Here is a 15,904-nt window from a genome sequence, read left to right on the forward strand (position 1 = left end):
TACCGCCCGCAGACCAACGGCAAGGTCGAACGCTTCAACCGCACCCTGCTCGACGAATGGGCCTACCAACAGCCCTACACCACCAACGACCAGCGCACCGCAGCCCTGGCAGACTTCCTCCACACCTACAACCACCACCGCACCCACACCGCACTCGGCGGCCAGCCAACCATCACCCGCGTCAACAACCCTCCAGGTCACTACACCTAGGCCATGCCCGCGACAGCGGCGGGCCCGTCCCGGGCGGCGTATCACGGAGTGGAACCGCGGAACGTCCCCCATGCCCGGGTCTCTACACTTGGCAGGGTGATCTCCCGAATCGATCTGCGCGGTGCCGCCTTCCCCGAGGGCGGGATCGACCGCGACCTGCTGCCCCGAGCCGAGTTCGACGTGGAGGCGGCGCTGAACACCGTGCGGCCGATCTGCGAGGACGTGCGCCATCGCGGCACGGCGGCGGTCATCGAGTACGGAGAGCGGTTCGACGGCGTCAGGGTCGACCGGCTGCGGGTGCCCGAGCGGGCGCTGAGCGACGCGCTGGCCGCGCTCGACCCGGCCGTGCGCGCCGCGCTGGAGGAGTCGATCCGCCGCGCCCGCCTGGTCCACCGCGAACAGCGCCGCCAGGACGTCACCACACGGGTCGTGCCCGGCGGGACCGTCACCGAGAAGTGGCTGCCCGTCCAGCGCGTGGGCCTCTACGTGCCCGGCGGCCTCGCCGTCTACCCGTCGTCCGTCGTGATGAACGTCGTGCCCGCGCAGGAGGCCGGGGTCGAGGGCATCGCGGTGGCCTCCCCGCCGCAGAAGGACTTCGGCGGCTCCCCGCACCCCACCATCCTCGCCGCCTGCGCCCTGCTCGGCGTGACCGAGGTGTACGCCACCGGCGGCGCGCAGGCCGTCGCGATGTTCGCGTACGGCACCGACGAGTGCCGCCCGGTCAACCTCGTCACCGGCCCCGGCAACATCTACGTGGCCGCCGCCAAGCGCCTGCTCAAGGGCCGGATCGGCATCGACGCCGAGGCCGGGCCCACCGAGATCGCGATCCTCGCCGACGCCGCCGCCGACCCCGGCTACGTCGCCGCCGACCTGATCAGCCAGGCCGAGCACGACCCGCTCGCCGCCGCCGTCCTGGTCACCACCTCGCCCGAGCTGGCCGACGCGGTCGACAAGGAGCTGGAGGCCCAGGTCGAGGCCACCCGGCACACCCAGCGGATCACCGCCTCGCTCACCGGCCGCCAGTCGGCGACCGTGCTGGTCGACACCCTCGACCAGGGCCTTGAGGTGGTGGACGCCTACGCCGCCGAGCACCTGGAGATCCAGACCGAGGACGCCGCCGTCGTCGCGGCCCGCGTGCGCAACGCGGGCGCGATCTTCGTCGGCCCGCACGCCCCCGTCTCGCTCGGCGACTACTGCGCGGGCTCCAACCACGTCCTGCCCACCGGCGGCTGCGCCTGCCACTCCTCGGGCCTGTCCGTGCAGTCCTTCCTGCGCGGCATCCACGTCGTGGACTACACGCGCGACGCGCTCGCCGAGGTCGCCCACCACGTGGTGACGCTCGCCGAGGCCGAGGACCTGCCCGCGCACGGCGCCGCGGTCAAGGCCCGCTTCGGATGGGACCTCCCGTGACCGGCATCGACGACCTGCCCATCCGCGACGAACTGCGCGGCCAGTCCCCGTACGGCGCGCCCCAGCTCGACGTGCCGGTGCGGCTGAACACCAACGAGAACCCGTATCCGCTGCCCGACGCGCTGGTCGCCCGGATCGCCGAGCGCGTCACCGAGGCCGCCCGGCAGCTCAACCGCTACCCGGACCGGGACGCCGTCGAGCTGCGCACCGAGCTGGCCGCGTATCTGTCCAGGACCGCGGGCCACCGCGTGGGCAGCGACCAGGTGTGGGCGGCCAACGGCTCCAACGAGGTCATCCAGCAGCTCCTCCAGACCTTCGGCGGCCCCGGCAGGACCGCGATCGGCTTCGAGCCGTCGTACTCGATGCACGCGCTGATCTCGCGCGGCACCGGCACCGGCTGGATCTCCGGGCCGCGCGACGCGGAGTTCCGGATCGACGTGGACGCGGCGGTCCGCGAGATCCACCGCCGCCGCCCCGACGTGGTGTTCGTCTGCTCGCCCAACAATCCGACCGGTACGGCCGTGGACGCCGCGACCGTACTGGCGCTGTACGAGGCCGCGCAGGCCGCCAAGCCGTCGATGGTGGTGGTGGACGAGGCGTACGGCGAGTTCTCGCACCGCCCGTCGCTGCTGCCGCTGATCGAGGGCCGCCCGCACCTGGTGCTGACCCGCACCATGTCCAAGGCGTTCGGCGCCGCCGGGCTGCGGCTCGGCTATCTGGCGGCCGACCCCGCCGTGGTGGACGCGGTGCAGCTCGTCCGGCTGCCGTATCACCTGTCCTCGGTCACCCAGGCGACCGCGCTGGCCGCCCTGGAGCACACCGACACACTGCTCGGCTACGTCCAGCAGCTCAAGGACGAACGGGACCGGCTCGTCGCCGAGTTGACGGCGATCGGCTGCGCGGTCACCGAGTCCGACGCCAACTTCGTGCAGTTCGGCCGCTTCGCCGACAGCCACGCCGCCTGGCAGGCGATCCTCGACCACGGGGTCCTCGTCCGGGACAACGGCGTCCCCGGCTGGCTGCGGGTCTCCGCGGGCACCCCGGCGGAGAACGACGCGTTCCTCGACGCCGTCAGGACCGTGGTCAAGGAACACAGCGACCAGCAGCACATCAGGCACCACCGTACGGAGGAGTCCGCATGACCCGCGTGGGCCGCGTGGAGCGCAGCACCAAGGAGACGTCCGTCGTCGTCGAGATCGACCTGGACGGTACGGGACAGGTGGCCGTCTCCACCGGTGTGGGCTTCTACGACCACATGCTCGACCAGCTCGGCAGGCACGGCCTGTTCGACCTGTCGGTGAAGACCGAGGGCGACCTGCACATCGACACGCACCACACGATCGAGGACACCGCGCTCGCGCTCGGTGCCGCGTTCAAGCAGGCGCTCGGCGACAAGGTCGGCATCTACCGCTTCGGCAACTGCACGGTCCCGCTGGACGAATCCCTCGCCCAGGTGACCGTGGACCTGTCGGGCCGCCCCTACCTGGTGCACACCGAGCCGGAGAACATGGCGCCGATGATCGGCTCCTACGACACCACGATGACCCGGCACATCCTGGAGTCCTTCGTCGCCCAGGCGCAGATCGCGCTGCACGTCCACGTGCCGTACGGGCGCAACGCGCACCACATCGTGGAGTGCCAGTTCAAGGCGCTCGCCAGGGCGCTGCGCTACGCCAGCGAGCGCGACCCGCGCGCCGCCGGAATCCTGCCGTCGACCAAGGGCGCGCTATGAACACGTACTCGACCCTCTTCATCCTGCTCGGGCTCTTCCTCGCCGGAGGCGTCTACTCCTTCTGGCAGCAGAAGCAGTCCAAGAGCATGATCGCGGTCCTGGCCATCGGCTCCGTGATGGCGCTGGCGGCCGGGCTGCTCCAGCTCTAGCGGGAGGAGCCGACATGACTGGACTGAGGCACAAGAGCGTGGTCGTCCTCGACTACGGCTTCGGCAACGTCCGTTCGGCCGAGCGGGCGCTCGCGCGCGCCGGGGCCGAGGTGGAGATCACCGCCGACTTCGGCCGGGCGATGAACGCCGACGGGCTGCTGGTGCCCGGCGTCGGCGCCTTCGCCGCCTGCATGGCGGGCCTGAAGGGCGTACGCGGCGACTGGATCGTCGGCCGCAGGCTGGCCGGCGGACGGCCGGTCATGGGCATCTGCGTCGGCATGCAGATCCTCTTCGCCCGCGGCATCGAGCACGGCGTGGAGACCGAAGGGCTCGACGAGTGGCCCGGCACGGTCGAGCCGCTGAAGGCGCCCGTCGTCCCGCACATGGGCTGGAACACCGTACGGCCGCCCGCCGACTCACGGCAGTTCGCGGGCCTGGACACCGACGCCCGCTTCTACTTCGTGCACTCCTACGCGGTGCGCGAGTGGGAATTCGACACGCACAACGCGGCGATCCGCGCGCCGAAGGTCACCTGGTCCACGCACGGCGAGCCGTTCGTGGCCGCGGTGGAGAACGGCGCGCTGTGGGCCACCCAGTTCCACCCGGAGAAATCCGGCGACGCGGGCGCCCAGTTGCTCACCAACTGGCTGGACACCCTCTAACGCGGTCTCACGCGTCAACCGCTCGACCCGTTAGTCCCTCTCACTCGCCGCCTGGCCCCCTTCCACCGTCCGCTTTCACCTCCTCCCTTCTACGACGTAGGACGCACCCGATGAACAGGCTCGAACTCCTCCCCGCCGTCGACGTCCGGGACGGCCAGGCCGTACGCCTCGTGCACGGCGAGTCCGGATCCGAGACGTCCTACGGCGACCCGCACGCCGCCGCGCTGGCCTGGCAGGCGGCGGGCGCGGAGTGGCTGCACCTGGTGGACCTCGACGCGGCCTTCGGCACCGGCGACAACCGGGCGCAGATCGCCGAGGTGGCCCGTTCGATGGACATCAAGGTCGAGCTGTCCGGCGGCATCCGCGACGACGACACGCTCGCCGCCGCGCTGGCCACCGGCTGCACCCGCGTCAACCTCGGCACGGCCGCGCTGGAGACCCCGGAGTGGGTCGCCAAGGTCATCGCCGAGCACGGCGAACGGATCGCGGTCGGCCTCGACGTGCGCGGCACCACGCTGCGCGGCCGGGGCTGGACCCGCGACGGCGGCGACCTCTACGAGACGCTGGCCCGGCTGGACTCCGAGGGCTGCGCGCGGTACGTCGTCACCGACATCGCGAAGGACGGTACGCTCCAGGGCCCCAACCTGGAACTGCTCGCCGGGGTCTGCGCCGCCACCGACCGGCCGGTCGTCGCGTCCGGCGGCGTCTCGTCCCTCGACGACCTGCGCGCCATCGCGACTCTCGTGCCGCGGGGTGTCGAAGGCGCGATTGTCGGAAAGGCGCTCTACGCCAAGGCGTTCACCTTGGAAGAAGCCCTGGAGGCGGTATCACGATGACGGAGACCCCCGCAGTACGGCGCGACCAGTCCGAAAGCCCGCTGGAGGAGACCATCGGTTTCGCCCGCGCCGTCGCGGCGGGGGACCTGGTCCTGGTGTCCGGCACGATGCCCCTCGTCGACGGTGAGGTGCGCGGCGAGGGCAGCCCGTACGAACAGGCCCTGCTCGCCTTCGGGAACGCGCTGGCGGCGATCGAGCCCTTCGGCCTCGGGCCCGACAGCGTGATCCGCACCCGTATGTACATGAGCCACGCCAGGGACGCCGACGACGTCGGGCGCGCCCACCGGGAGCTGTTCGGGGCCGTGCGGCCCGCCGCCACCATGGTCGTGGTGGCCGGTTTCATGGACTCCCGCGTCCTGGTCGAGGTGGAGATCGAAGCCTACCGAGGAGCCGGCAGATGACCCTCGCGGTCCGTGTCATCCCCTGCCTCGACGTGGACAACGGCCGCGTCGTGAAGGGCGTCAACTTCCGGAATCTGCGGGACGCGGGCGACCCGGTGGAGATGGCCAAGCTCTACGACGCCGAGGGCGCCGACGAGTTGACCTTCCTGGACATCACCGCCTCCTCCGGCGACCGGGAGACCACGTACGACGTCGTCCGCCGTACGGCCGAGCAGGTCTTCATCCCGCTCACCGTGGGCGGCGGTGTGCGGACGGTCACGGACGTGGACCTGCTGCTGCGCGCGGGCGCCGACAAGGTGGGCGTCAACACGGCGGCCATCGCCAGGCCCGAGCTGATCCGGGAGATCGCCGAGCGGTTCGGCCGGCAGGTGCTGGTGCTGTCGGTGGACGCGCGGCGCACCCCCTCGGGTTCCTTCGAGGTCACCACGCACGGCGGGCGGCGCGGCACCGGCATCGACGCGGTGGAGTGGGCGCAGCGCGCGGCCGAGCTGGGCGCGGGCGAGATCCTGCTCAACTCGATGGACGCGGACGGCACCAAGGACGGCTACGACACGGAGATGATCGCGGCCGTCCGCAAGCTGGTGACGGTCCCGGTGATCGCCTCCGGCGGCGCGGGCCGCCTCGCCGACTTCGCGCCCGCGGTGGCGGCGGGCGCCGACGCCGTACTGGCCGCGTCCGTCTTCCACTTCGGCGACCTGCGGATCGGCGAGGTCAAGACGGCGCTGCGGGAGGCCGGGCACCCGGTGCGCTGAGCAGGGGTTTCCGTCGGCTGCCGCTCTCCATGTGCGGCGGCTCCGCTTTTCGGCGGCTCAGTCCTGGCGGCGGGTGCAGACCAGCGCCGCGAGGTCCGGCGCGAGCGGTATCTCCACCGAGCGCAGCGCCGGGTGCTCCAGCCAGTGCAGCCTGGCCAAATCGGGGCTGCCCTCGTGCAGCGGCGGCCATCGGTCGGCGGGCGTGAAGTCGTCCACGACGAGGACGCCGCCGGGGCGCAGCAGCTCCACGGGATCGGCCGCCTCGTCCCCCTTCCCCTGGCCGCCGCCGTCCAGGACCAGCAGGTCGAAGGGGCCGTGCGCGGCGATGTCCTTCCAGTCGCCGCATTCGACGGTGACCTGCGGCGCGAGGTCCGAGAACAGCCAGGCGGCCGTTTCCGCGCGCCCCGGATCGCGCTCGACGCTCACCGCGGTGGCGTCGTCCCGCATGCCTGTGACCAGCCAGCCGAGCCCCACTCCGAGTCCGGTACCGGTCTCGCCGATACGGGTGGCGCCCGCGGCGAGCGCGCGCAGCAGGCGGCCCTGCTCGGGGCGGCAGGAGTGGGGGAAGCCGAGCTGCTGTGCGGTGCGGGCGGCGCGTTCGACCAGCGGGGGCAGGTCGCCGGGGCCGCGGAGGTGCGCGCGGGTGCCGTCGAGTGACATGCCCGACATCCTGCCGGGGGCGCCCGGTCCACTGCCGGTGAACAGATGAGAAAGAGAAGTTGCGCAAATCAGATTGCGCAACTTTTCTTTCCTATCTAGGCTGGTGGTCGTGCCAGAAAAAGACGACGCCCCCCGGCCCCAGGCCCAGCGCATCACCGACCTCGACGCGCTGAAGGTCTTCACCCACCCGCTGCGCATCCAGCTCTACCGCCACCTGGTCACCTCGGGCGCCGCCACCGCCTCCCACCTGGCCGACCAGGTGGACGAGGCGGTGTCCCTGGTCAGCTACCACCTGCGCAAGCTCGCCGCCCACGGCTTCATCGTCGAGGCCCCCGAGAAGAGCACCGACGGCCGCGAGCGCTGGTGGAAGGTCTCCGCCGAGCGCGGATTCTCCTTCCGCAGCGGGGACTTCACGGACCGGCCCGAGGGCGCAGCCGTCGTCAACGAGGTCACCAGGCAGCTCCTGGCCAGCCGCTACGAGCGGTACGAGCGCTACCTGGCCCAGCAGGCCGCCTGGGCGGGGGAGTGGACCGACGCCTCCTTCAGCTCCGAGTACATGCCGCGGCTCAGCGCCGCCGAACTCCACGAGATGGACGAGGAGATCACCGCGCTCATGCGCCGCTGGATCGACCGCGGCAAGGCGGCGGTCGAGGCGGGCGACACCGAGGGCCGGGAGCTGGTGGCCGTGCAGATGTACGGATTCCCGTTCCGGGAGTGACCGCGGAAGGCCCCTCAGACCGCGCCCGACCCGACGTCGAGACCAGAGGAGGGCCGCCACCATGACGGCGACCGCGATACCCGCAACACCGCACGGCAGGCCCGCGCACAAGGACGGGAACGTGCTGCGCTGGCTGATCGCGTACACCGCGTCCATGCTCGGCGACTGCGTCTACTTCCTCGCCCTCGGCTTCGCCGCCGCCAAGGTGGCGCCGCCGACGCAGGTGGGCCTGGTGATGGCGGTCGGCGCGGTGCCGCGCGCGGTGCTGATGCTCGGCGGGGGAGTGATCGCCGACCGGTTCGGGCCGCGCAAGGTGGTGATCGGCGGCGACGCGGTGCGCTGCGCGCTGATCCTCGGCGCCGCGGCGACGCTGGCGCTCTCCTCGCCCGGCCTGTGGCTGCTGGTCGTCGTCTCGCTGCTCTTCGGCGTCGTGGACGCGCTGTTCATGCCGGCCGTCGGCGCGCTGCCGCCGCGGATCGTCGCCGCCGACCAGCTCACCCGCTTGCAGGGCATGCGGTCCCTCACCATCCGCTTCGGCACCATCGTCGGACCGCCGGTCGGCGGCCTCGCGATGGGGCTCGGCGGCGCCACGGCCGCCTTCGCCCTGGCGGGCGCGCTCTTCGCGGTCTCCGTACCGCTGCTGATCGCCACCCGCATGAGCCCGCTGCCCGAGGCGCCCGCCGGGAGCGACGGGCCCGAGGAGGGCGCGAGCGCCTGGCGGGATCTGCTCGACGGACTGCGGTACGTCCGCCGCCACCGGCTCGTCGGCCCGCTGGTCCTGTCCGCCGCCATCTGCGAACTGGGCCTGGTCGGCCCGTTGAACGTCGGCATGATCCTGCTCGCCCAGCACCGCGGCTGGGGCTCGTCCGGCTACGGCTGGATCATCGCGGGCTTCGGCGCGGGCGCCGGGTGCGGCGCGCTGCTGCTGACCGTACGGGGCCGTCTGCCGCGGGCCGGGGCCGTCCAGATCGGCGCCCTGTTCGCGGGCGCCGCGGGCGTCGGCCTGATCGGCGTGGCGCCCTCGCCGGCCCTCGCGGTCGCCGTCGCCGCGCTGAGCGGCCTGTTCTGCGGCATCTGCGGCAGCCTCGCGTACGCCCTCATCCAGTCGGCGGCCGACCCCGGCTACCTCGGCCGCGTCACCTCGGTGATGAGCCTCAGCAGCTTCGGCCTCGCCCCCCTGGCCTACCCCCTCTTCGGCGCCGCCGTCGCCGCCTGGGGCCCGGCCCCCGTCTTCCTCACCAGCGCCGTCCTCACCATGACCGGAGGCGTCGTCGGCCTCGGCACCCCCGCGATCCGCACCGCGGAACTTCCCCGCGGGAAGCCGGCGCCGCGCCCGGCGGCGGACGTGACGGCTGCCGCCGAGCCGGTGACCGCGGGCCGGGACTGACGCCGAGAAAATGCTGTGACGTGCGCGGGGGCCTCCTGTTAGCTTCGCGCTCATGGACCCGCTCGGTGATGCAGAGATTCGCGGCTCGTTCGTCAATTGCTCCAAGGGGGAGGCGAAGCGGATCAGCCTGCCCAGGGATCTGGGCGACCTGCCGTGGAGCGACCTGGACTTCCTCGGCTGGCGCGACCCCGGCGCCCGCGACCGCGCCTATCTGGTGCGGCCCGGCGACGAACCCGTGGGCATCGTCCTGCGGATCGCCCCCGGCGCCCGGCGCAATCTGATGCGCAGCAGCCTCTGCTCCCTCTGCCTCACCGGCCACTCCGGCGGCGGCGTCGACCTCCTGGCGGCCCCGCTCGCGGGCGCCGCCGGCCGCCAGGGCAACACCGTCGCCCTCTACATGTGCGCCGACCTCGCCTGTTCCCTCTACGTCCGCGGCAAGAAGAGCTCCGTCCTGGTCAAGCGGCTCGAGGAGACCCTCACCCTCGACGAACAGATCGCCCGCACCCTCCGCAATCTCGACGGCTTCCTCGCCAAGGTCGTCGCCTAGCCGGACGAACGGCGGTGCGCCGGAGAAGCCGGGTCACGCGGTCGGCGTGAGGACGAGCCGGCGGCCCGGCTCGACGGGAGCCGTCCAGGCGCGCTCGACCTCGCAGAGGGATACGGCGTCGGCCGCGACGGAGAAGACCCCGGCCGTGAGCCGAGCGACCAGCGAAGGAAGTTCGGCGACGATGCCCGCGGCGGTGACGGAGCCCTGGCCACTGCCCATGACGCGGAGGTTGGCGGCGCGCAGGACGAAGGACGGCAGGGTGATGTCGGGTCCGGCCGTGGAGCCGATCTGGATCCAGTCGAGGGCGGCGGCACGGTCGGTGCGGCGGGTGAGCAGCGCGGGGAGGGCCCGCTCGGTCGGCGCGCCCCAGGTGTAGTCGATCACGACGTCCACGTCCGCCGCGGCCTCGCCGAGCCGGTCGGCGGCCTCCTCGGGGTCGCCCGCGAGGGAGACCACGTCGGTGGCGCCGAGGCCGCCGAGCAGGGCGAGCCGGTCGGCGTCCCGCCCGGCGGCCACGACTCGCTCGGCGCCGAGGTGCCGGGCGATCTGGACGGCCATCTGCCCGGCGTTCCCCGTCGCGCCGAGCACCAGCACGCTCTGGCCCGCACGGAAGGAGATCCGGCGGCGCAGCGCGACCCACGAGGACAGGGCGGGGTTCATCGCCGCCGCGACGACCACCGGGTCGGCGTCCGCGGGCAGCGGTACGGCGCGCCGCGGGTCGACCAGCGCCCGCTCGGCCATGGTGCCGGGCACGTCGTCGTCGGCCACGAAGTACACCGCGCTGCCGTCGGCCAGCCGCCCGACGCCGCCCCCGCCGCACCGTCCGCACGAGCGCCCGACGAACCGCCCGCGCACGCGGCTGACCTGGGAATCGTCGACGCTCTGGCGCAGCTCTCGTTCCTCGTGCAGAACGCGCTGGGGAAGGTCGCGGCCGAGCTGGGCCTGTCGGTTATCCAGCTGCGCCTGCTGGGCGTGCTCAGGGACCGGGAGCCGGGCATGCGGGAACTCGCCCGCCATCTGGAGCTGGACAAATCCAGCATCACCGGCCTGGTCGACCGGGCCGAGCGCCGCGGTCTGGTCCGCCGCACCCCCGCGCCGCACGACGGCCGCGCCGTACAGGTGTCACTGACCGACGAAGGGCGGGCGGCGGCCCGGGCGCTGGAGGCCGACGCCGACCGGCGGATCCGGGCGCTCGCGGCCGGCCTCGCCGACGAGCAGCGCGCCGCCCTGTCCGTGCTGGCGAGCGCTGTGGTGTCCGGCAACAGCGCGCTGTGAGAAGCCCAGGGTTGACGGGGCCGAGGGGCCCTCGCCCGCCAGGGCGGCGGACGCGCTGCCGGCTACCGCGTCACAGTCCGAGCTTCGCCGCGTACAGCCGCGCCACCGCGTCCTTGTCGCCGTCCACCTCGACCTCGGCGGCGTCCTGGCGGCCGAAGACGAAGATCGTCAGCTCGGACGGCTCACCGGTCACGGTCACCACGGGAGAGCCCTTGCGGGCGACGGCGGTCTGGCCGTTCGGACGGCGCAGCACCAGGCCGACCGGGGAGCGGCGGCCCGCGAGCCGGGCGGCACGCTCCAGCCGGGCCCACAGCGTGTCGGCGAAGACGGGGTCGATGGCACGCGGCGTCCAGTCGGGCGTGGCACGCCTGACGTCCTCGGCGTGGACGTAGAACTCGACGGTGTTGGAAGCCTCGTCCACCTGCTTGATGGTGAAGGGCGACATCCGCGGCGGGCCGGTCCTGATGAGCTGGATCAGCTCTTCGTACGGCTTTCGCGCGTACTCCTTGCGGACCCGTTCCGCACGGTCCTTGAGCTGCGGGATGACAAGCCCCGCCGCCGCGTCACCGCGCCGTTCGCGTACCACGACGTGCGCGGCCAGGTCGCGGGTGGACCAGCCCTCGCACAGCGTCGGGCCGTCGGGTCCTGACTGCTCCAGCAGATCGGCGAGGAGCAGACGTTCGCGCTGGGCATGTGTCGACATGACCCCAGATTAACGGCCCCTTGGCCGATACGTCCGCTCCCCGCCCCTGCCGCCCCCGTGAGGCGTCAGCCCAGCGGAGCGTAGAGCTTCTTGCTGTTGGTGCCGTTGTTGAGCGTGAGCGAGCAGGTCACCGTCTTGCGGCCCTGGAGCTCGTAGGTGGTCAGCTTCGGGAAGAGCGCGTACGGGTAGTACAGCCGCCCGTCCGCGGGAAGGTGCTTCTTGGCGTCGGCCGTGCACAGCTCCAGCGCCTTCGACTGGATCTCCGAGTCGGTGCTGAAGGTGCCGGACAGCGTCTCGTTGGCGACGACCTGGCCGTCGTGCGCGGAGCTGCACGACTTGGTGGTCACCGTGTCGACGGTCGGCGTGAGGGTCGGCGCGTCGAAGCACTTGCCCGGCGAGAGCACCACGTACGGCACGACCTTCTCGGTCGGGGTGATGCTCGGGAAGTCGGTGAACGGGTCGTCGGTCGGGGTGTCGAACGTCGGGGTGTCCGACGGCAGCGTGAAGCTGGGCGTCGGCTCCGTGAAGGACGGCATGGACGGCAGTCCTGACGGCAGACCGCTGATCGACGGCGTCGGCTTCGCGTCGTTCTTGCTGTCGCTGCCGCCGGAGACGGCGACCGCGGTGCCGATACCGCCGATCACCACGACCGCGGCTATCGCGATCAGCACATTGCGCTTGGTGTTGTTCGGCGGCGGCGGGGGCGGCGGGTAGCCGCCGGGGCCCTGCGGGTAGCCGTAGCCACCGGGCGGGGCGGGCGGTCCGGGCGGGCCCGGCTGGCCGTAGCCGCCCTGCTGACCGTAGCCCTGCTGGCCGTAAGGACCCGGCGCGGCCTGCGTCGGCTCCTGCGGATAACCGTAGTTCTGACCGCCGCCTTGTTGCGGATAGCCATAGCCGCCGTCAGCGGGCGGCGGGGGAGGAGGGGGGCCGAAGCCCTGCGGTGGCCCGAAACCGCCTCCTTGATCCGGAGGCGGCGGCGGTCCTTCTTGCGGCGGTGGTGGAAAACCCATGCAGGCAGGATGCCCCATACGGGTGACATGAGCGAGCGACAACCGGATGGTGGTCAACTCACTTGCCCTCTTTGCCGGTTATTGACCCTTTTCGAGTTCTTGATATTCGGCGGCAGAATGGTCACCATGCCCGCCACCGCACTCGACCCAGCAGTCGCCGCCCGCCTCAAGCGCACGGCCGACGGACTCGTACCCGCCATCGCCCAGCAATACGACACCGGTGAAGTGCTGATGCTGGGGTGGATGGACGACGAGGCCCTGCACCGCACCCTCACCACCGGCCGCTGCACCTACTGGAGCCGCAGCCGCCAGGAGTACTGGGTCAAGGGCGACACCTCGGGCCACGTCCAGCACGTCAAGTCCGTCGCGCTGGACTGCGACGGCGACACCCTGCTGGTGAAGGTCGACCAGGTCGGCGCCGCCTGCCACACCGGCGACCGCACGTGCTTCGACGCCGACGTGCTGCCGCTCGGCCAGCCGGTCCGCCCTTCGCCGTACCGGCCGCTCCCGGCGCCCGGCCGTGACCACTAATCTCGGCTCATGGACCTTGAGACCTTCCGCAAGCTGGCGGTCGACCGCCGGGTGATTCCCGTGACGCGCAGGCTGCTCGCCGACGGCGACACTCCGGTCGGGCTGTACCGCAAGCTCGCGGGGGAGCGGACGGGAACGTTCCTGCTGGAGTCGGCGGACGGAGGCACCTCCCAGGCCGAAGGCTCCGGGGGAGACCGTACGTGGTCGCGCTACTCCTTCGTCGGCGTCCGGTCGGCCGCCACGCTCACCGCGCGCGACGGCCAGGCGCACTGGCTCGGCACGCCGCCGGTCGGCGTCCCGGTCGACGGCGACCCGCTGGAGGCGCTGCGCGTCACCGTCGACGCCCTGCACACCCCGCGCGACCTGGCGGCGGGGATGCCGCCCTTCACCGGCGGCATGGTCGGCTACCTCGGCTACGACATCGTGCGCCGCCTGGAGCGGATCGGCGAGCGGACCCGCGACGATCTGCGGCTGCCGGAACTGACCATGCTGCTCACCTCCGACCTCGCCGTCCTCGACCACTGGGACGGCACGGTCCTGCTGATCGCCAACGCGATCAACCACAACGACCGCGACACCGGGGTGGACGAGGCCCACGCGGACGCCGTCGCCCGCCTCGACGCCATGCAGGCCGACCTGGCCAAGCCGGTCGAATACGTCCCCGTCGAGCTGCCGCCGTCGGAACTGCCCGAATACACCGCCCTGTGGGGCGGCGCCGCCTATCAGCGCGCGGTCGACGACATCAAGGAACGTATCCGCGCGGGTGAGGCCTTCCAGGTCGTCCCCTCGCAGCGCTTCGAGACCCCGTGCACGGCCAGCGCGCTCGACGTCTACCGCGTCCTGCGGGCCACCAACCCCAGCCCGTACATGTACCTCTTCCGCTTCCCCGGCGGCGAGGGCGGCGACTTCGACGTCGTCGGCTCCAGCCCCGAGGCCCTGGTCAAGGTCGAGGACGGCCGCGCCATGGTCCACCCGATCGCGGGCACCCGCCCGCGCGGCGCCACCCCGCGACAGGACACCGCGCTCGCCGAGGAACTGCTGGCCGACCCCAAGGAACGCGCCGAGCACCTGATGCTGGTCGACCTCGGCCGCAACGACCTGGGCCGCGTCTGCGAACCCGGCAGCGTCGAGGTCGTCGACTTCATGTCGGTCGAGCGCTACTCCCACGTCATGCACATCGTCTCGACCGTCACCGGCCAGGTCGCCGAGGGCCGTACCGCCTTCGACGTGCTCACCGCCTGCTTCCCCGCGGGCACCCTCTCCGGCGCCCCCAAGCCGCGCGCCATGCAGATCATCGAGGAGCTGGAGCCGTCCCGGCGCGGTCTGTACGGCGGCTGTGTCGGCTACCTCGACTTCGCCGGTGACTCCGACACCGCCATCGCCATCCGTACGGCGCTGCTCCGCGACGGCACCGCCTACGTCCAGGCCGGGGCCGGTGTCGTCGCCGACAGCGATCCGGTGGCCGAGGACACCGAGTGCCGCAACAAGGCCGCCGCCGTCCTGCGCGCGGTGGCCACCGCCAACCGCCTGTGACGGTCGCCTTCCGGAGGCGGTCAGCCGGTCTTCGAGGGGCGTGAGCGACGAGCCACGACGTGCGTGCGCGTCGTGGCTCGTCGCGCGGTTCCTCGCGCCCTTGTGGGTGCCGTCAGCCCGCGAAGGCCGCCGTGCCGTTCGGCGTCCCGAGGCCCGTCGGGCCGTCGAAGCCGCTCACGCCGGTGCACAGGTACGAGCCGCCGCACGAGCCGTTCGAGCCGCCGGCCACGTCGTTGAGCGCGTCGGCGTGCGCGTAGGGGAACGAGGCGGGGTAGGACCCGGCCGAGGGCGCCCCGGCGAGGGCGTAGACGGCCGCGATCAGCGGCGACGAGGCGCTGGTGCCGCCGAAGACCTCCCAGCCGGTGTCCGAGCCGTACGTGTCGTGGACGGCGACGCCCGTCGCGGGGTCGGCGACCGCCGAGACGTCGGCGATGGTGCGCTTGCCGCAGTCGGCGTCCGTCTGCCAGGACGGCTTGGCGTCGTAGGAGGAGCAGCCGGAGCCGGTGCCCGTCCAGACGGACTCGGTCCAGCCGCGGCTGGAGGAGTCGCTGGTGAGCGAGGTGCCGCCGACGGCGGTGACGTACTGGGAGGCGGCCGGGTACTCGGCGCCGTAGCCGCTGTCACCGGCGCTGACGGTGATGGCGACACCGGGGTGGTCGAAGTACGAGCTGTCGTACGACGGGTCCGAGGAGGACTCGCCGCCGCCGTAGCTGTTGGAGACGTACTTCGCGCCCAGCGACACCGCGGTGTTGACGGACTCGCCCAGGTTGGTCATCGAGGAGTCGTCGGCCTCGACCAGGAGGATGTGGCAGTCGGGGCAGGCGGCGCTGACCATGTCGAGGTCGAGCGATATCTCCTCGGCCCAGCCCGCGTCGGCGCTCGGCAGCGAGGAGGCGCTGCCGGACTGGCCGACCTTCGAGAAGCAGCCGTTGTCGGTGGTGCAGGCGGGCAGGCCGTACGTGGAGCGGTAAGTGGCCAGATCCGCCTCGGCGTTGGGGTCGTCGTACGCGTCGACGATCGCCACGGTCGCGCCGGACCCGCCGGAGGAGGGCAGGGCGTACGCGCTCTGGAGATCGGCCGGGCCGAGGCCGGAGGGGGCCGCGGCCGGGTTCACCGAACCGGTGGACTTCTTGAGCGTGTTGACGCCCTGGGTGACCTTGAGCGCCTTGCACGCCATCACGTCCGGATGGGTGCTGACGGCGCAGGAGCGCGCGGTGCTGACGCCGTGCGCGGCGGGGGAGGCACCGGCGTACGGCGCCAGGGCCAGCCCCGACAGGGCCAGTCCGGCGGCGGCGGTGACCGCGAGCGCGGTGCGGCGGGCGGTGGGTGTGAGGGTGATCGAACGCAACTATTGCCTCCTGTGGGGGGTGAACCGGGGGCTTGTGGGA

At 72.5% G+C, this 15,904-nt stretch carries 20 protein-coding genes; 15 read left to right on the plus strand and 5 right to left on the minus strand.

The genetic code is table 11. The annotated features are described in order from the left end of the window. The 9 genes from ACZ4EF_RS31830 to hisF form a co-directional block, all read left to right on the plus strand. Positions 1 to 210 (plus strand): integrase core domain-containing protein (locus ACZ4EF_RS31830; RefSeq protein WP_467507625.1); only part of this gene is annotated, 210 nt, incomplete at its 5' end. Between the two features lie 96 nt (positions 211 to 306). Further along, positions 307 to 1,620, plus strand: a complete 1,314-nt coding sequence (hisD, locus tag ACZ4EF_RS31835; RefSeq protein ID WP_467507627.1) for a histidinol dehydrogenase — start codon at positions 307 to 309, stop codon at positions 1,618 to 1,620. Next, positions 1,605 to 2,762 carry a histidinol-phosphate transaminase gene (locus ACZ4EF_RS31840; RefSeq protein WP_355334055.1) on the plus strand — a complete coding sequence of 386 codons (1,158 nt, stop codon included), beginning with the start codon at positions 1,605 to 1,607 and terminating at the stop codon, positions 2,760 to 2,762. The genes hisD and ACZ4EF_RS31840 overlap by 16 nt, the downstream gene beginning before the upstream one ends. Then, positions 2,759 to 3,352 carry an imidazoleglycerol-phosphate dehydratase HisB gene (gene hisB / locus ACZ4EF_RS31845; RefSeq protein ID WP_355334053.1) on the plus strand — a complete coding sequence of 198 codons (594 nt, stop codon included), beginning with the start codon at positions 2,759 to 2,761 and terminating at the stop codon, positions 3,350 to 3,352. Before ACZ4EF_RS31840 ends, hisB begins: the two co-directional genes overlap by 4 nt. Next, positions 3,349 to 3,501, plus strand: coding sequence for a hypothetical protein (locus ACZ4EF_RS31850; RefSeq protein WP_188280531.1), 153 nt, complete (start codon positions 3,349 to 3,351; stop codon positions 3,499 to 3,501). The genes hisB and ACZ4EF_RS31850 overlap by 4 nt, the downstream gene beginning before the upstream one ends. 14 nt (positions 3,502 to 3,515) lie before the next feature. Continuing rightward, positions 3,516 to 4,163: an imidazole glycerol phosphate synthase subunit HisH gene (hisH, locus tag ACZ4EF_RS31855; RefSeq protein WP_401313450.1), complete on the plus strand. Its 648-nt coding sequence runs from the start codon at positions 3,516 to 3,518 to the stop codon at positions 4,161 to 4,163. A gap of 110 nt (positions 4,164 to 4,273) precedes the next feature. After that, positions 4,274 to 4,999, plus strand: a complete 726-nt coding sequence (priA, locus tag ACZ4EF_RS31860) for a bifunctional 1-(5-phosphoribosyl)-5-((5-phosphoribosylamino)methylideneamino)imidazole-4-carboxamide isomerase/phosphoribosylanthranilate isomerase PriA (RefSeq protein ID WP_355334046.1) — start codon at positions 4,274 to 4,276, stop codon at positions 4,997 to 4,999. Continuing rightward, positions 4,996 to 5,400, plus strand: a complete 405-nt coding sequence (locus ACZ4EF_RS31865) for a Rid family hydrolase (RefSeq protein WP_355334043.1) — start codon at positions 4,996 to 4,998, stop codon at positions 5,398 to 5,400. The genes priA and ACZ4EF_RS31865 overlap by 4 nt, the downstream gene beginning before the upstream one ends. Then, complete coding sequence (gene hisF / locus ACZ4EF_RS31870) at positions 5,397 to 6,152, plus strand: imidazole glycerol phosphate synthase subunit HisF (RefSeq protein WP_355334040.1); 756 nt, start codon at positions 5,397 to 5,399, stop codon at positions 6,150 to 6,152. The genes ACZ4EF_RS31865 and hisF overlap by 4 nt, the downstream gene beginning before the upstream one ends. A 57-nt stretch (positions 6,153 to 6,209) precedes the next feature. Here the strand turns inward: hisF and ACZ4EF_RS31875 are convergent, their stop codons facing one another. Then, on the minus strand, positions 6,210 to 6,812 hold the full coding sequence (locus ACZ4EF_RS31875) for an O-methyltransferase (RefSeq protein WP_391159744.1): 603 nt from the start codon (positions 6,810 to 6,812) through the stop codon (positions 6,210 to 6,212). 109 nt (positions 6,813 to 6,921) lie between these two features. On the opposite strand from ACZ4EF_RS31875, the gene ACZ4EF_RS31880 reads away from it, so the two are divergent. From ACZ4EF_RS31880 to ACZ4EF_RS31890, 3 genes are all read left to right on the plus strand, one after another. Further along, on the plus strand, positions 6,922 to 7,530 hold the full coding sequence (locus ACZ4EF_RS31880) for a helix-turn-helix domain-containing protein (RefSeq protein ID WP_391044010.1): 609 nt from the start codon (positions 6,922 to 6,924) through the stop codon (positions 7,528 to 7,530). Positions 7,531 to 7,591: 61 nt separating this feature from the next. Next, complete coding sequence (locus ACZ4EF_RS31885; protein WP_467507631.1) at positions 7,592 to 8,917, plus strand: MFS transporter; 1,326 nt, start codon at positions 7,592 to 7,594, stop codon at positions 8,915 to 8,917. Between the two features lie 52 nt (positions 8,918 to 8,969). Next, the gene (locus tag ACZ4EF_RS31890) at positions 8,970 to 9,464 is read left to right on the plus strand and encodes an FBP domain-containing protein (protein WP_355334029.1); all 495 of its coding nucleotides are present in this window, start codon (positions 8,970 to 8,972) and stop codon (positions 9,462 to 9,464) included. A gap of 33 nt (positions 9,465 to 9,497) precedes the next feature. Here ACZ4EF_RS31890 and ACZ4EF_RS31895 read toward each other — a convergent pair whose 3' ends face one another. Further along, positions 9,498 to 10,319: a zinc-binding dehydrogenase gene (locus tag ACZ4EF_RS31895; RefSeq protein ID WP_467507633.1), complete on the minus strand. Its 822-nt coding sequence runs from the start codon at positions 10,317 to 10,319 to the stop codon at positions 9,498 to 9,500. 48 nt (positions 10,320 to 10,367) lie between these two features. Between ACZ4EF_RS31895 and ACZ4EF_RS31900 the strand changes: the two genes are divergently transcribed. Beyond that, entirely contained in the window at positions 10,368 to 10,739 is a 372-nt protein-coding gene (locus tag ACZ4EF_RS31900; protein WP_467507634.1) for a MarR family winged helix-turn-helix transcriptional regulator, read from the plus strand. Positions 10,740 to 10,809: 70 nt separating this feature from the next. Here ACZ4EF_RS31900 and ACZ4EF_RS31905 read toward each other — a convergent pair whose 3' ends face one another. Further along, positions 10,810 to 11,442: a TIGR03085 family metal-binding protein gene (locus tag ACZ4EF_RS31905; RefSeq protein ID WP_355334023.1), complete on the minus strand. Its 633-nt coding sequence runs from the start codon at positions 11,440 to 11,442 to the stop codon at positions 10,810 to 10,812. 65 nt (positions 11,443 to 11,507) lie between these two features. Beyond that, positions 11,508 to 12,452: a hypothetical protein gene (locus ACZ4EF_RS31910; protein WP_355334020.1), complete on the minus strand. Its 945-nt coding sequence runs from the start codon at positions 12,450 to 12,452 to the stop codon at positions 11,508 to 11,510. A 117-nt stretch (positions 12,453 to 12,569) separates the two neighbouring features. Here ACZ4EF_RS31910 and hisI point away from each other — a divergent pair, with 117 nt between their 5' ends. Further along, complete coding sequence (gene hisI, locus ACZ4EF_RS31915) at positions 12,570 to 12,983, plus strand: phosphoribosyl-AMP cyclohydrolase (RefSeq protein ID WP_391044019.1); 414 nt, start codon at positions 12,570 to 12,572, stop codon at positions 12,981 to 12,983. Between the two features lie 9 nt (positions 12,984 to 12,992). Beyond that, entirely contained in the window at positions 12,993 to 14,516 is a 1,524-nt protein-coding gene (locus tag ACZ4EF_RS31920) for an anthranilate synthase component I (protein WP_355334017.1), read from the plus strand. A gap of 112 nt (positions 14,517 to 14,628) precedes the next feature. Here the strand turns inward: ACZ4EF_RS31920 and ACZ4EF_RS31925 are convergent, their stop codons facing one another. Then, positions 14,629 to 15,864 carry a S53 family peptidase gene (locus tag ACZ4EF_RS31925; RefSeq protein ID WP_467507636.1) on the minus strand — a complete coding sequence of 412 codons (1,236 nt, stop codon included), beginning with the start codon at positions 15,862 to 15,864 and terminating at the stop codon, positions 14,629 to 14,631. Positions 15,865 to 15,904 lie beyond the last annotated feature (40 nt).

It is taken from the genome of Streptomyces sp. NPDC025721, assembly GCF_055558595.1.